The sequence below is a fragment of the Allostigmatella hybrida genome, from assembly GCF_020103775.1.
Taxonomy (GTDB): Bacteria; Myxococcota; Myxococcia; order Myxococcales; family Myxococcaceae; genus Hyalangium; species Hyalangium aurantiaca.
On record NZ_JAHXBH010000002.1, the window covers coordinates 149,538 to 163,372 of the forward strand.

At 66.3% G+C, this 13,835-nt stretch carries 15 protein-coding genes, 1 tRNA gene and 1 pseudogene; 5 read left to right on the plus strand and 12 right to left on the minus strand.

The genetic code is table 11. The annotated features are described in order from the left end of the window. The first annotated feature begins 5 nt into the window (after nt 1-5). Nucleotides 6-458, plus strand: a complete 453-nt coding sequence (locus tag KY661_RS05850) for a very short patch repair endonuclease (protein ID WP_225409268.1) — start codon at nt 6-8, stop codon at nt 456-458. An 8-nt stretch (nt 459-466) separates the two neighbouring features. Further along, on the plus strand, nt 467-1,651 hold the full coding sequence (locus KY661_RS05855) for a DNA cytosine methyltransferase (RefSeq protein ID WP_225409269.1): 1,185 nt from the start codon (nt 467-469) through the stop codon (nt 1,649-1,651). A 510-nt stretch (nt 1,652-2,161) separates the two neighbouring features. On the opposite strand, the gene KY661_RS05860 is transcribed toward KY661_RS05855, so the two are convergent. From KY661_RS05860 to KY661_RS05870, 3 genes and pseudogenes are all read right to left on the minus strand, one after another. Beyond that, a complete protein-coding gene (locus KY661_RS05860) occupies nt 2,162-2,629 on the minus strand; it encodes a hypothetical protein (protein WP_225409270.1) in 468 nt (155 codons plus the stop codon). A gap of 337 nt (nt 2,630-2,966) precedes the next feature. Beyond that, a pseudogene (locus KY661_RS37880) lies at nt 2,967-3,191 on the minus strand (AHH domain-containing protein); the annotation flags it as partial. A gap of 32 nt (nt 3,192-3,223) precedes the next feature. Then, the gene (locus tag KY661_RS05870; RefSeq protein ID WP_225409272.1) at nt 3,224-3,439 is read right to left on the minus strand and encodes a DUF2381 family protein; all 216 of its coding nucleotides are present in this window, start codon (nt 3,437-3,439) and stop codon (nt 3,224-3,226) included. A gap of 144 nt (nt 3,440-3,583) precedes the next feature. Here KY661_RS05870 and KY661_RS05875 point away from each other — a divergent pair, with 144 nt between their 5' ends. Together KY661_RS05875 and KY661_RS05880 are read left to right on the plus strand one after the other, a co-directional pair. Beyond that, nucleotides 3,584-3,892 (plus strand): tyrosine-type recombinase/integrase, encoded by a 309-nt coding sequence (locus KY661_RS05875; protein ID WP_225409273.1) that lies wholly within the window; start codon nt 3,584-3,586, stop codon nt 3,890-3,892. Nucleotides 3,893-4,112: 220 nt separating this feature from the next. After that, nucleotides 4,113-4,328 (plus strand): helix-turn-helix domain-containing protein, encoded by a 216-nt coding sequence (locus KY661_RS05880; RefSeq protein WP_225409274.1) that lies wholly within the window; start codon nt 4,113-4,115, stop codon nt 4,326-4,328. 275 nt (nt 4,329-4,603) lie between these two features. Here KY661_RS05880 and KY661_RS05885 read toward each other — a convergent pair whose 3' ends face one another. Next, nucleotides 4,604-5,854, minus strand: a complete 1,251-nt coding sequence (locus KY661_RS05885) for an imm11 family protein (RefSeq protein ID WP_225409275.1) — start codon at nt 5,852-5,854, stop codon at nt 4,604-4,606. A gap of 15 nt (nt 5,855-5,869) precedes the next feature. Then, a complete protein-coding gene (locus KY661_RS05890) occupies nt 5,870-7,231 on the minus strand; it encodes an AHH domain-containing protein (RefSeq protein ID WP_225409276.1) in 1,362 nt (453 codons plus the stop codon). A gap of 450 nt (nt 7,232-7,681) precedes the next feature. On the opposite strand from KY661_RS05890, the gene KY661_RS05895 reads away from it, so the two are divergent. Then, nucleotides 7,682-7,876: a nucleotide exchange factor GrpE gene (locus KY661_RS05895; RefSeq protein ID WP_225409277.1), complete on the plus strand. Its 195-nt coding sequence runs from the start codon at nt 7,682-7,684 to the stop codon at nt 7,874-7,876. A 46-nt stretch (nt 7,877-7,922) separates the two neighbouring features. Here KY661_RS05895 and KY661_RS05900 read toward each other — a convergent pair. The 7 genes from KY661_RS05900 to infC form a co-directional block, all read right to left on the minus strand. After that, nucleotides 7,923-7,999, minus strand: a tRNA-Pro gene (locus KY661_RS05900). A gap of 100 nt (nt 8,000-8,099) precedes the next feature. Next, nucleotides 8,100-8,504, minus strand: coding sequence for an integration host factor subunit alpha (locus KY661_RS05905; RefSeq protein ID WP_093515483.1), 405 nt, complete (start codon nt 8,502-8,504; stop codon nt 8,100-8,102). A 93-nt stretch (nt 8,505-8,597) separates the two neighbouring features. Beyond that, a complete protein-coding gene (gene pheT / locus KY661_RS05910; RefSeq protein ID WP_225409278.1) occupies nt 8,598-11,006 on the minus strand; it encodes a phenylalanine--tRNA ligase subunit beta in 2,409 nt (802 codons plus the stop codon). A gap of 56 nt (nt 11,007-11,062) precedes the next feature. Beyond that, on the minus strand, nt 11,063-12,112 hold the full coding sequence (pheS, locus tag KY661_RS05915) for a phenylalanine--tRNA ligase subunit alpha (protein WP_225409279.1): 1,050 nt from the start codon (nt 12,110-12,112) through the stop codon (nt 11,063-11,065). Nucleotides 12,113-12,259: 147 nt separating this feature from the next. Beyond that, a complete protein-coding gene (rplT, locus tag KY661_RS05920; protein WP_075011062.1) occupies nt 12,260-12,607 on the minus strand; it encodes a 50S ribosomal protein L20 in 348 nt (115 codons plus the stop codon). 84 nt (nt 12,608-12,691) lie between these two features. Continuing rightward, a complete protein-coding gene (gene rpmI, locus KY661_RS05925; protein ID WP_075011063.1) occupies nt 12,692-12,901 on the minus strand; it encodes a 50S ribosomal protein L35 in 210 nt (69 codons plus the stop codon). A gap of 92 nt (nt 12,902-12,993) precedes the next feature. After that, nucleotides 12,994-13,791: a translation initiation factor IF-3 gene (gene infC, locus KY661_RS37885; protein ID WP_450097568.1), complete on the minus strand. Its 798-nt coding sequence runs from the start codon at nt 13,789-13,791 to the stop codon at nt 12,994-12,996. Nucleotides 13,792-13,835 lie beyond the last annotated feature (44 nt).

A 13,835-nucleotide genomic window follows, 5' to 3' on the forward strand; every position in this document is an offset into this window, starting at 1 on the left:
ATCCGATGTGGCGTGATTATCTTTCCGGCGTGACGCTCCATCGCACAGGGGTACGGCCCTCGGAAGAAGTCTCGCGCCGGATGAAGGCCGTGCGGCGGCGTGACACCCGGCCAGAGGTGGAAGTCCGGCGGCTCCTGTGGAAGGCGGGAGTCCGGTTCCGGCTCTGTCCCCGCGACTTGCCCGGAACCCCCGACATCGTCAACAAGCGAGCGCGCTGGGCCGTCTTCGTCCACGGTTGCTTCTGGCACGGTCATCGCAACTGCAAGCTGGCGACTGTGCCCAAGAGCAACAGCGCTTTCTGGAAATCGAAGCTGGCCGGGAATCGGAGCCGGGATGCGCGGAAAGCGTTGGCGCTCAGGCGCCTCGGCTACCGGGTTATCGTGGTATGGCAGTGCGCATTGCGCGACCCAGAGGCCCTGGTGCGCCGGTTCTCCGAGGCAGGTGTCACGAAGCGATGAGCAGCGGCTTGGATGAAATCGACGGCGACGATGAGTCCTTCCTGCGCAGCCATGTGCAGGTCCGTCCGCTGCCCTTTGGCGGTGCAGAGCCCTTGCGTCTGGTCGACCTCTTCTCGGGCTCGGGAGGCCTGACGCTCGGTGCCATGGAAGCCTGCCGGGCGCGCGACATTGGGCTCGAGGTACGCCTGGCCATGGAGTTGGACGAGCGTGTCCAGGGCGTTTACGACCTGAACTTCCCTTCCGCCATCAAGAACGACCGGGGCGATGTTCTCTCCAGGTTCGGCCTGGTCCCCGGACAACCCCTTACCCCCGCAGAAGAAAAGACCCAACAAGAGGTGGGCAAGATCGACATCCTAGTGGGCGGTCCTCCCTGCCAGGGTCACTCGGACCTCAACAATCACACCCGTCGGCACGACGAGAAGAACGAGCTGTACATGGTGATGGTTCGTGCGGCTGAGGTGCTCGAGCCCAGATACGTCCTCATCGAGAACGTCCAGGGCATCCGCCGCGATGAGGGGAACGTGCTAGTTCGGGCAACGGAGTGGCTGGACAAAAAGCTGGGCTACACCGTGGAGCAACGCCTGGTGCGCATGGTCGACATCGGGGTTCCCCAGAAACGCATCCGCCACATCTTGGTCGCTTACCGCGGCGAGAAGCTCCCAGGGCTTCTGGATTTTCCGCCGATCGCCAAGCCTCGAACACTTCGATGGGCCATCAAGGACCTTCAGAAGAAGCGGTTCCCTGCCGAGTCGGTTTTCGACACTGCGGCCCAGCTGAGTCCCGAGAATCTGAAGAGGGCCAGGTATCTGCTCGCGCATCCGGAGGATTACGAATTGCCTAATCATCTCCGGCCGAGGTGCCATCGCGACAATCCCACGCATCGCTACAGAGCGATGTATGGGCGGCTCGACTGGAACGAGCCTGCTCATACCATCACCACGGGGTTCGGTAGCCCTGGCCAGGGGCGCTATTTTCATCCCTCGGAGCCGCGAACGCTGACTCCCCACGAAGCGGCGCGAGTGCAGTTCTTCCCAGACTGGTTCAAGTTCGGGCCGAACTCGAACCGAGGGCTCCTCGCGCACTGCATCGGCAATGCAGTCCCGCCGAAGCTGGCCTTCTCCGTACTCGTCCGGCTCCTGCGTCAGCATGCCGCTGGTGCTTCGACACAAAAGCCCACGGGTGAAGCCGCTTGACGCAATAAGCAGCCAAGGGCTTGGTCAACGGGGGATCCCAGCACCGAGGAGAAGCCGAAGACGACCACAGCGACGAGGCTACACCTCCTTGAACTTCGTCCCGTGGCCCCGATGCGCTCCAGGGCCTCCTTGATCTCCTCGGAGACAACGAAACCGCTGTTCGGACGGGTGACTATGGCGCTGACTCTCCGACCCGGACGAACCGCATCGGATGAGAATCTGTCGCTGCTCCACCCCTCGTGGAGCGAGTCGGCGAAATCAGGCCGCGCGTGAATAGAACTCGTCCAGCCAGCGGCCCTCCAGGCCGTACATGATCTTCAGCGTCCCCGAGCCAGAGCGGCCGGTGTCCTTCCCGTCCTGGAAGGTGGGATTGAGGACGGACTCGACGAGGAAGTACCCGCCACTTCGCCAGCATGGGCCCTGGTATCACCTCGTCCAGGACGTGGGGCATGCCCTGGGGGCCTTGCTGATGGGCCTTCCCGCGCTGCTGCGGGGATGGGCGGTACTCGGTCAACGGCGGCCATCGGCAGCGAACTGGGAGGCAAGTTCGTGAAGCCTCGTGGTGAAATCACGAACGTGAGCGGCGTCAATGACGCCTTCACAGCCCACGTACACGCTCCCATTCGGGCTTCCAGTGCCCGTGACATTCACCATGACACGAAGTGTGAACTCGCCGTCGCCTCCGGCGCGCACCTCTCCTTCCATGGCTTGAAGCTCGAAGTTCAATTCGAGGGGAACGAAGCCCTCTGATTGCGTGTCGGGGTTCCTTGCAAGCGACGCCAGATGATCCTCGAAGTAACGGGCGAGGCGGACAATGTCGTTGACCGGGATGTACCCGGCGGTCGAGGTGGCGAGGCGCTGTGAACCATCGGCCAGGCCAATGCCAACCTCCAGATCGACAAGGCGATTCGCTTCCGCGAGGGTGAAGCGAAAGTCAGCGCGATAGCCTCTGGCGATGAGGGAGCACTCGGTATGCATGGCGTTGAACTCGCTAGGGATCCGGGTTGAACCCGTAGTTTTGGCCCAGTTTGCGGAGTGCCTTCGGGTCCAAGTTCCGCATCGTGGTCACAATCTCACCCTGTTCGTTGACGATCGCAATGTTGTAGGAGCGTCCTCTCCCACCAGCGTGCTGAATGTACACGGTGGCCCCGTCCGCCTGTGTGGTCGTCCGGGTGTTGTTTTCGATGATGTCGTCAACTTGAGAGAGCGGCTCTTTGAAGCCGTGGCGTCTCAGGCTCTCCTGCGCGTGTTCCGTGAGCTTTCTTCCACCCGGTGTCGAGGAGCAGCCGCCGCCTCCGCCGCCTGAAGCGTTCATCGCGGACATCGAGCCACCAAACGAAGGCCTTATCCGCCGGACTTCCTTCGCGATGGCCTGAGTGAACTCCTCCTTCCCCAACTCCACCGGCTTGGACTCGCCCGTGCGGGGGATGTGAATGAGGGGCTGGCCCTGCCCCGTGTCGAAGCGTGCCACGGGCGTCGTGCTGCAAGTGGTGGACAGGGCCAGGAACAAGACCGCAACGACCAGACGCAGAGGAGCCACGAGACGCCCTCCAGATCGAGGAGGGTTCCAATCTACGGGTACGTCACACCCGTGACGATGACGCTCCGGGTCCCCTCCGCATCCCACACCTTGAGCGTGAAGCTGCCCCGGCTCTCTGCCTCCGGTGCGTCCGCCTCGATCACCACGCGCATGTCCGTCGCGCCGGGGCTGAGGGGCTCAGCTTTGGAGCGATAGCTGCGGGCCTGAAACACATTGACGAAGTTTCCGGCATGCTTCCCGATGCTCAAGGTGATGTTCTTGGGAGGGATCCCCTCCTCTTTCATAAGCCCGGTGGCCACCAGGCCCGTGAGTCGCCCAGGGCTCGCTTTCTCAGCTACCGCCACGTCTGCCGGAGGAAGGGGGGCGGTCACTCGGAGCGCAAGAGCCACGCGGTGTCCGAGCCCTGCCCCTGCTGCGGCATGAAGCTCTGGCCCCGGGCGCTCCCTCGGCCGCTCCGCTTCCACGATCTGCGGCACACCACTGCCACCCTGCTGCTCAAGGCGGGCGTCCCGCTGGCCACCGTGCAGCGGATCCTCCGCCACTCAGACCCGGCCACCACCACCGAGATCTACGGCCACCTGGACGTGGAGGACATGCGCAAGGGGCTCAACCAGCTCGCCTTCCGAACCATGGCTCCGGCATCTCTCCCGGAGGTTCCACCAGCCCTGCTTGCTGCTGGAGTCCCGGAGCCCAAAAGGTGAAGGCCCTGGAGCCCACCGGCAAACCGGTGAAACTCCAGGGCCTTCGATGGTCGGGGCGACAGGATTTGGACCTGCGACCACTTGCACCCCAAGGAACCCCGGGGGCCGTCCAACGGTTACCAGCCCTTTGCAACCCATCGTAAATACTCGGGTTTCTTCTCCCGGGGTTGTCCAGCCGTCCCATCCAGTACCCCAGGACACCAAGATTTTTGCTGCTAGTTTGCTGCTGGGCTCCACCCCGGTGGTGCCGGTGGCCTCGGGTCCTGGCCGGCTGCTGACCGTCCGGGAGGTCGCGGAGCGGCTCGGCGTGTGCCGCGCCACCGTGTACCGGCTGTGCGAACGGGGCACATTGCCCCACATCCGAATCTCCAACGCGGTCCGGGTCAAGGAGGCGGCCTTGGAGCGATTTCTGCTGGGTTACACGGGCGCCCCGTAACCATCGTCCGACTGCGTCAAGTTCTCCAGGCCCTTCAGAGTCATAAGGGACGGCAGAGTCGGCGATGAAGCTGGAAATCGCGATGGAGCATCCCCAGCTGCCGAACGCCGTCCATGAATCTGAAGGCGGGCTCCGTTATCGGCGCCGGCGATGGATGTAGCTGGAGAGCGAGGCAAGCGAGTCCCTGTGGATGCGGGCCATCTGTTCCGATCTTGTGAGTCCCATCCGGCCCATCCTCACACACCAAGGGAACACAACCACCCGGTTCTAGCCAGCTACACAACCGGGTTCCGCCAGACACGGGACAGGTGCCCATATCCCTCCTGGCTGAAGCGCCGCAGCAGCTCGTCCCGGCCCTTCTTCCCGTGCTCCAGGAGGTAGGCCAGCTCTGCCGGCAGCAGCACTTTGACGGTGACGAGCCGCACCTCGCCGGCCGGCATGGAGAAGGCCCGGGGGAGTGTGCTCGGCTCCATGCCCAGCAACACCCCCACCCTGCCCTCCTGGGTAACGAGCGACTCGGGCAGGCCCTTGCCGGAGACCTCCATGGACAGGAAGCCCGTCTTCACCTTCTCGCGCACCCGCTCGTGCTCTGCCACCTCGTCTCCCACCCGCTCCAGGAGCAACAGAGGCCAGCTCTGCTCGGCGTCCTGGAGGGGCTCGTCCGTCTCCAGGGCCAACTCCAGGCCGAAGCCCACAGACGGCTCCACGTGGTCCGCGAAGTAGTCCGAGAACCCGTCCGTTACCAGCAGGGTGCGCCCGCTCGGGCGGTGGATGATGCGCCAGACTTGGCGCCGGGCCGGCCATGAGCCGCCCACGACGATGGGGATGATGACTTCCTCGTCCAACCGCCCCAAGGTGCGCCAGAAGGCTTCTCGGGCGGCGTCCGTCTGCTCCCGCAGCTCGATGAGCTTCCGGTTCCTCTCTCGCTCCTCCGGGCTGAGTTCGCTCGGGCCGGTGACCTCCGTGAACTTCACCCCCGTGACACCCGCGCGCTCCAGGGCCTCCTTGATGTCCTCGGACACGATGAGGGCCACCGTCCATCCCCAAGGACGGAACACCTTGGCATCGCCCACCTTCGCAGGGTCAATGCGCATGCCGTGAACGGCCCGGTACTCACCGACCCTGTCGGGCTGTCCGTCCTCTGGCTTCCAGTATTTCACTTCGGCAGAGGCCTGGTCGTCGATACACCGAATGGCACGCGTGGCGACGAGAATGCAGTACGGCTCGGGCTGGCCCTCCAGTTCCACCGGGATGAGCTGCACGTCGTCAGGAGCCAGCTCCGCGAGGAGGGAAGCCACCCTCTTGTGGACGATGGGGGTGACACCGATGCCCGCCAGGGAGAAGTCGAGCGGCGTGCCTGGATGAGTGACAGGCACCCGGAGCGGCTCTTCGATACGCACGGGGCGGCCATCCGCGAACTGCCATGGGTCATCGACCTCTCGGTCCTGTGAGTCGGTCGGGTCTCCCAGCTCCCAACGCCCCTGGATGTAGACGTCATCGTGAAGATCGAAGTACCGCCTCTCCATGTAGAGCTCCTTGCGTCACTCGGTCCGGGTGACCCACTTGTTGAGCTTGGAGCCCGGCATCGCGATCTCCAAGGCCAATTCCTTCAGCTCCGCCGTCAAGGCCTCCCGGCACTGCTGCATGCTCCTGCACCTGCGCATTGCTCGCTGCAAGCGGCGGTAGACCTCCTGGTGGTACTCCGGTGGGTGAGGCCCCTTGTGGCCTCTGACGCGGACCTTGTTGGCCGCATCGTCCAGCGACATCCCAGCCCGCGCGAAGAGGTCCTCGAACTTCTGCGTCCATGGACCCCCGCTGTGCGTGGCGTCCTTCCACTTGTTGGTAGCGATGTGGTGCTCGTGTCCCTGGGCATCCACCGGCCCCGAAGCCGCAGCGCTCGTGCCCCGTGCCGTCACCGCCACGGCACCCGGGTCCAGCCCGATGGTGATGACGCCGCCCGAGGAGACAGCCACCGCGTCCACCTCCCCCACCGCGGCCAGCCGGAAGCCCGCCTGTTCCGCGCCCACCCGTGAGGCCTGCGCGGAGCCGGGCATCGTGGGAAACTTCGCGGCCATCGTCTGCGCCGTGCTGCCTATCGCCGCAGTGGCCAGCATGACGAAGACCCGCGCCGCGTTCTTCCCCATGACCTTGCCGTACTTCTCTCCGGCAGCCCGAATCTCATCGAAGGTGGTGGCCGTCTCCACCTGGGCGGCCAGTACCCGGAAGCCTTGAATGAGGCTCCACACCGTGTCCCATCCCAGGTAGGCGACGAGCCCCAGCGTGAGGACGGCGGCCACGCCCTTGGACACCGGCTCCGGTAGCAGCCACAGGCCAAAGTAGACGGCTCCCGTGGTGGAGAGCATGGCAATCATGGCCTCCTTGCTCGTCAGCTCCCTCAAGGCCTCCTCGGTTTCGTCCCACACCGAATCCAGAGCGAATTGAAAGGCCAGGGTGCGCCGTGCCTCCTCGTCCAGCCTGGGGCCGTGCTCCAGCAGGCGCAGGCAGTCGCCAGGGGTGCCCTTGCGCTTGCACCAGCGTCCGTAGGCGTTCGCCAGCTCCGTTTCCTCCGGCGCCTCGGGCACCAGGAGACGGCCCCGTTGCGGCTCCTCCACCGAAACGACTCCCAGACTCCCTCGCAGGTGCGACCAGGCGCGAGGCCGCAAGGAATCCTCGAACAGCCGCAGAGCAGCCTCCCGCAGGTGCATCGAGACTGGCGCATCTCGCGCTAGGCGCTGGACCGCTTCCTCGAACTCCTCGTCGTCCAACTCCACCGGCGCGGTATCCATGCGCGGGGTGAAGACGATGGGTTGGCCCTGGCCCGTCTCCAGGCGCACAGCCCTTGAGGACGTACCGCAGCCCACGAGCAGTACCAGCAAGGATGAAATCAGCCAGCGTGGCATCATGGCGTCCCCCGTGGCCCCGGCCGCGCTCTGCGCGAGCGTCGAGGCAGCGCCACACGCTGGCCAGGAGACTCAAACCGCAGCAGCGAGACCAGGACCTATCAGGGCAGGTAGTCCCTCATCGCGCAGAGCAGTTGAACCCAGCGTGCAAGGTCACAGCGGCGGGAGTTGGCGAACTCGGAGCTCCTCTGGCCACTCGTCCCAGTCGCCGCCGTGCCCGTCTCGCAATTCGAGCACGGAGGTGCCGTCTTGGACCCTGGCGCCGAGTTGCTTGAGAAAGTACGGGACGCCCGCCTTCTGACAGGCGTCGCGCAGAGCCTGCGCCCAGACGAGGTCGATGTCCCAGGATGTCGTCAACCTCGCGGCGCAGCTGCGTGTAGGCATCCTTCGCTTTCTGGAGTAACTCGCTCAGCCGCAACTCTGCTGCTCAAGGCGGGTGTCCCGCTGGCCACCATGCAGCGCATCCTCCGCCACTCGGACCCGGCCATCACCTCGGAGGTGTACGGCCACCTCGACGTGGAGGACATGCGCAAGGGACTCAACCAGCTCGCGTTCGGGCCCACCGTTACGGGCCTCACCGAGGCTCTGCTTGCTGCTGGCACCGAGCCCGCTCCGCTTGCGGCTGGAGTCCCGGAGCCCAAAAGGTGAAGGCCCTGGAGTCACCGGATTGCTCCGGAAACTCCAGGGCCTTCGATGGTCGGGGCGACAGGATTTGAACCTGCGACCACTTGCACCCCAAGCAAGTGCGCTACCAGGCTGCGCTACGCCCCGGCACTGCTGCTGCCGTGAAACGGGCCGCCCTTATGCCCCTCCATGACGCCAGCGTCAAGCAAGAGCCGCATGCGGCCGTCAGAAAAACCGGGCCCGGGGGCTAGTACTTCCCGCCCTCGGCCCCTTCACCGTCCATGTCCTCGGAATCCATGTCCTCCGAGTCAAAATCCTCGTTCTCGTCGTTCTCCTCTTCCCGGGCGTCGATCTCCGCGTGGTTCTCCGGGGGGGCCTCGCCATTGAGGGCGCTCTTGAGCACCTGGCTCGGCCGGAAGGTCAGCACCCGGCGGGCCGAGATCTCGATCTCCTTGCCCGTCTGCGGGTTGCGGCCCACGCGCGCCTTCTTCTGGCGCACCTGGAAGTTGCCAAACCCGGAGATCTTGATCTTGTCCCCGCGCTCCAGCGTTTCCTTCAGGGTGTCGAAGACGAGCTCGACGATCTCCGCCGACTCCTTCTTGGAGAAGCCGACCTTCTCGTAGACGCCCTCGATGATGTCCGCCTTCGTCATACGGTCCCTCGGAAACCCTTTTCCGGCAAAGAAAGGAGCGGATGCTGACAGCCTTCCCCGAGGCGTGTCAACCTCCTGACTTCATTCAGGAATTCAGGCGCGCAGGGCGCCTCCCAGCCGCTGGTTCACCTCGGCGATGATGCGCTGGTGCGCCTCCCCCACCTCCCCATCGGTGAGCGTGCGCTCCTGCGAGCGGTAGCGGATGGCGTAGGCCAGGTTCTTCTTCCCCTCGGGGATGGGCTTGCCCGTGTACACGTCGAAGATGAGGGCATCCTCCACCAGCGCCCCGCCCACCTCGAGGATGACGCGGCGGACCTCGTCGTTGCGCAGCTCCGCGGGCACCACCACGGCCAGGTCCCGCAGCACCGCCGGGAAGCGCGGCAGCGCATGGTAGGCGGGCTCGAGCTGGGCCGCGGCGTACAGCGGGGCCGTGTCCAGTTCGAAGGCGAACACCCCCTGGGGCAGCTCCAGGGCCTTCGTCACGCGCGGGTGGAGCTCTCCCACATGCCCGAGCACCGTCCCGTCCGCCAGCGCCACCTGGGCGCAGGCCCGTGGGTGCCAGGCTGGAGCCTCGGCGGGCTCGAAGCGGGCGCCCACAACGCGCAGGCCGTGCAGCACCGCCTCCACGGCGCCCTTGGCGTCGTAGAAGTCCATCCGGGCGTCCTTCTGCGTCCAGTTCCGCCCGGAGCGCAGGCCCCAGACCAGTCCGGCCACGCGAGGCACCTCGCGGGTGGCCGGGCGCTGGCCCTGGCCGCCTTCCGGATCGCGGAAGTAGGCCCGGCCCGTCTCGTGGATGGCCACGCGCTCCACCTGGTGCCGCACGCTGCGGGAGAGGTTCTCCAGCAGCCCGGGCAACAGGCTGGTGCGCATCACCGACTGCTCCACACTGAGCGGGTTGATGAGCGCCACGGGCGCGTCCTTGCCTCCCAGCGCCTCCAGGTTCCGGGGGGCCACGAACGAGTAGTTCACCACCTCGTTCAGCCCCGCGCCGGAGAGCGCCTGACGCAGGCGCCGCTCCGCTTCGGCCTGAGACGGCTCGGGGGCCAGCTCCGCCACGCCCCGGGGCAACCGGGCCGGGATGTTGTCGTAGCCGAACACCCGGGCGATCTCCTCCAGGAGATCCTCCTCACGCTCCACGTCCACCCGGGCCCGGGGCACCTCGAAGGTGGCCTGCCCCGTCCCCTCCTCCACCCCCTGGAAGCCCAGCGCGGCGAGGATCCGGCGGCACTCGCCCTCCGGAACCGCCGTGCCCAGCACCTTCTCCACCCGGGCGAAGCGCAGCGTCACCCGCCGGGCGGGCTTCTGGCCGGGGTACATGTCCACGCGGCCTGGGGCCACGGTGCCGCCAGACAGCTCCGCGATGAGCTGCGCGGCCCGGTCAAGGGCGGGGCCCACGGCATCGAGGTCCGCCCCACGCTCGAAGCGATGCGACGCCTCGGTGTGCAGCCCATGGCGCTTGGACGAGCGGCGCACGCTGGAGGCCTGGAAGTTCGCGGACTCCAGCACGATGCGCTTCGTGCCCGCGGTCACCTCGCTGTCCGCGCCGCCCATCACCCCGGCGATGGCCTGCGCCCGGTCCCGGTCGCAGATGGCCAGGTCGTCCGCATCGAGCGTGCGCTCCTTGCCATCCAGCGTGCGGAGCTTCTCGCCCGGGCGGGCACAGCGCACGACGATCTCCTGCCCGGCCACCTTGTCGAGATCAAACGCGTGCAGCGGCTGGCCGTACTCGAGGTTGACGTAGTTGGTCACGTCCACCACGTTGTTGATGGCCCGCACGCCACAGGCCTTCAGCCGGTCCTGCATCCACGGGGGCGAGGGCTGAATGGTGACGTTCTCGACCACCCGCGCGGCATAGCGCGGGCAGCGCACCGGATCCTCGATGCGCACCTTCACCTGCTCCGCTGCGGCCCGGCCCGACTCGGCGGGCTTCGGCTCCGGAGGACGGAACGCCACGCCCGTCACCACGCCCACCTCGCGCGCCACACCCAGGTGCGAGAGCGCATCGGGCCGGTTCGGGGTGACGTTCACCTCCAGCACCACGTCGTCCATCCCCAGCGCGGAGGCGATGGGCGTCCCGGGCTTCAGCTCCGCCGGGAGGATGAGCAACCCGGAGGACTCCTCGGAGAGCCCCAGCTCCTTCGAGGAGCAGAGCATCCCATGGCTGTCCACGCCCCGGAGCGCGGCCTGCTTGATCTCCACGCCGTTGGGGAGCTTGGTTCCCACGGTGGCCAGGGGCACCTTGTCGCCCACCTTGAAGTTCTTCGCGCCGCACACCACCTGCAGCAGCTGCGGGCCCCCGGCGTCCACCTGGGTCACCGACAGCTTGTCCGCGTTGGGGTGCTGCACGGACTCGCGAATCTGGCCCACCACCACGCCCTGGAGCGCCTCACCCGGCCGCTCCAGCCCTTCGATCTCCAGCCCCGCCGCGGTCAGCTTGCGCGCCAGCACATCCGCCGCGGGCAGCGCCACGTAATCGCCGAGCCACTTCACCGAAATCTTCACAGGTCAATCCTCTTCCGGACGTCTCACTGGGTTCCGTGGATGCGCTGGACCATCGCTCAGAACTGTTCGAGGAAGCGCGCGTCGTTCTCGAACATCATGCGCAGGTCGTCGATGCGGTAGCGCAGCATGGCGATGCGCTCGACGCCCATGCCGAAGGCATAGCCCGTCACCTCTTGTGGATCGTACCCGCTGGAGGTGAAGACGTTGGGGTGCACCATGCCGCTGCCCAGCACCTCCAGCCAGCCGGTCATCTTGCACACCCGGCAGCCCTTCCCGCCGCACGAGGTGCAGGAGATGTCCACCTCCGCCGAGGGCTCGGTGAATGGGAAGAAGGACGGGCGGAAGCGCGTGCGCGTCTCCGAGCCGAAGAACGCCTTCACGAAGGCATCCAGCGTGCCCTTCAGCTCCGCGAAGCTCACGTCCTTGTCCACCAGCAGCCCCTCCACCTGGTGGAACATGGGCGTGTGGGTGATGTCCGAGTCCCGCCGGTACACCCGGCCGGGCACCACCACGCGGACCGGCGGCTTGCGCCCCAGCATGTGGCGCACCTGGACCGGCGAGGTATGGGTGCGCAGCAGCACGGGGCTCTCCGCCTTGCGCACGTGCCCCAGCGTGGCCTCGTCCACGTAGAAGGTGTCCTGCATGTCCCGCGCAGGGTGATCCTTCGGGAGGTTGAGCGCCTCGAAGTTGAAGTAGTCCAGTTCGATCTCCGGACCCACGGCCACCTCGAACCCGAGCCGGGCGAACGTGCGGACAATCTCCTCCATCGTCCGCGACACCGGGTGGCGGCTGCCGGGCGTCACCGCGCGGCCGGGCAGCGTCACATCCAGCCGGGGCCCCTTCAGCTCGGCCTCCAGGGCGGCCTCCTCGGCGCGCCGCAGGGCGTCCGCCAGGAGCTTTTCGATCTCCGCCTTGACCTGGTTGGCCACCTCGCCGAGCGCCTTGCGCTCCTCGGGAGGCAGCTTGCCCATGCCCCCGAGCACGCCCGACAGCTCTCCCTTCTTGCCCAGATAGCGGATCCTCAGCGCCTCGACGGCGGACACCTCGGAGGCCACGGTGATGTCCCGCCGCGCCGCGTCCGCGAGGGTCTGCAAGCGGTCTCGCATGACTTCACTCCCCTGCCCACGCACCCTGCTGGTGGGACAAAAAAAAGGGCTGCCCTTGCGAGGCAGCCCGTGTAACCGTTTCCAGCACGAGAAGCCCCTTCACGGGGCCCCCCGACGCTCTGTTCACCGGCCCCAGGGCCGGTGCCGTCAGGCCGCCTTCGCGATGTTGGCGACGGCGGTAAAGCCCGCGGGATCCGCGACGGCCATGTCGGCCAGCACCTTGCGGTCCAGGGAGATCTTCGCCTTGGCCAGGCCGGCGATCAGCTTCGAGTAGGACAGCCCCATGCCGCGGGCGGCCGCGTTGATGCGGACGATCCACAGCGAGCGGAAGTTGCGCTTGCGCACCGCGCGGTCACGGGTGGCGTAGTCGAGCGCCCGCTCCACGGCCTGGTTGGCGCGCTTGTAGCAGTTCTTCCGGCGGCCGCGGTAGCCCTTGGCCAGCTTCAAAATCCGATTACGACGGCGACGGGCCTTGAAGCCCTTCTTGACGCGCATGACACACTCCTCGACTTCTTTGCAGAGGGCCCCGCAGCGCAGGCCTCACGCCGCTCCGCCAGTGCCCTGGGTTAGGGGTTCGAACTAGTTCGCCCCGTAGGGGAACATTTCCTTGATGACCTTCTTGGCATCCATGTCGCGAAGGTGACCCGTTCCGCGGTTGCGGCGCTTCTGGGCCGGGGTCTTCCCGTGGGTGAAGAGGTGCTTGCCGTAGGCCTTGCCGTGCTTCACCTTGCCGCTCTTCTTCACCTGCAACCGCTTCTTCGCGCTGCTGCGAGTCTTCAACTTGGGCATCGTCCCAATCCTTCCTTCATGTCATGCCGGTGGCTTTCCAGCCCTCGGCCTTCTGTTCAAGGCCGGTAGCCGAAGCCAGCAGCCAAAGCCTTCTACTTCGTTCCGCCCGTTGCCGCAGCCCCGGACACCTGCCCCACGGGGGGCACCGCCGAGGCCGGAGGCACCTCCACGGGCTTGCCCGCCGGCCGGGCCTCTTCCTTGCCGCCCTCCGGCTTGCCCCCTTCGACCTTCCCGCCCCCTTCTTGCTTCTTCTGCGCCTGAGCCTCGGCCTTGGCCTGAGCCTCCGCCTGCTGTCTTGCCAGATCCCGGGCCCGCTGCGCTACCTTCGGATTGGGCGAGAGGATCATGAACATCTGGCGCCCTTCCATGCGGGGCGCCTGCTCGACCACGGCGACTTCCTTCAAATCCTTGTTGACGTCATCCAGGATCGCGCTGCCCAGCTGCTTGTGCGTGATCTCACGGCCGCGGAACACGATGGTGACCTTGGCCTTGTTCCCCTCTTCCAGGAACCGTTTGACGTTGCGAACCTTGAACTCGTAGTCGTGCTCTTCCGTCTTCGGCCGGAGCTTCACCTCTTTGAGGTGGACCACGACCTGCTTCTTCTTGGCTTCCGAGGCCTTCTTCTTCTCTTCGTACTTGAACTTGCCGTAGTCCATGATCTTGCAGACCGGCGGCTTCGCCATGGGGTTGACCTCGACGAGGTCCATCCCCTCGGACTGAGCGCGCTCCAGGGCTGCTTCGATCGAAAGGACACCGAGCTGCTCACCAGCCGATCCTACGACACGGACCTCGCGAGCACGGATGCGGCGATTCGTTCTTTGGTCGCGTACGATGGGAGCATCCTCCGAAAACGGGAGTTTGGCGGGCCTTTCCCCCTCCAGGGGGCGCAAGATACTTTTCTACTACAGGGAGTCAAGGGAGGTCAGCGGCTTCC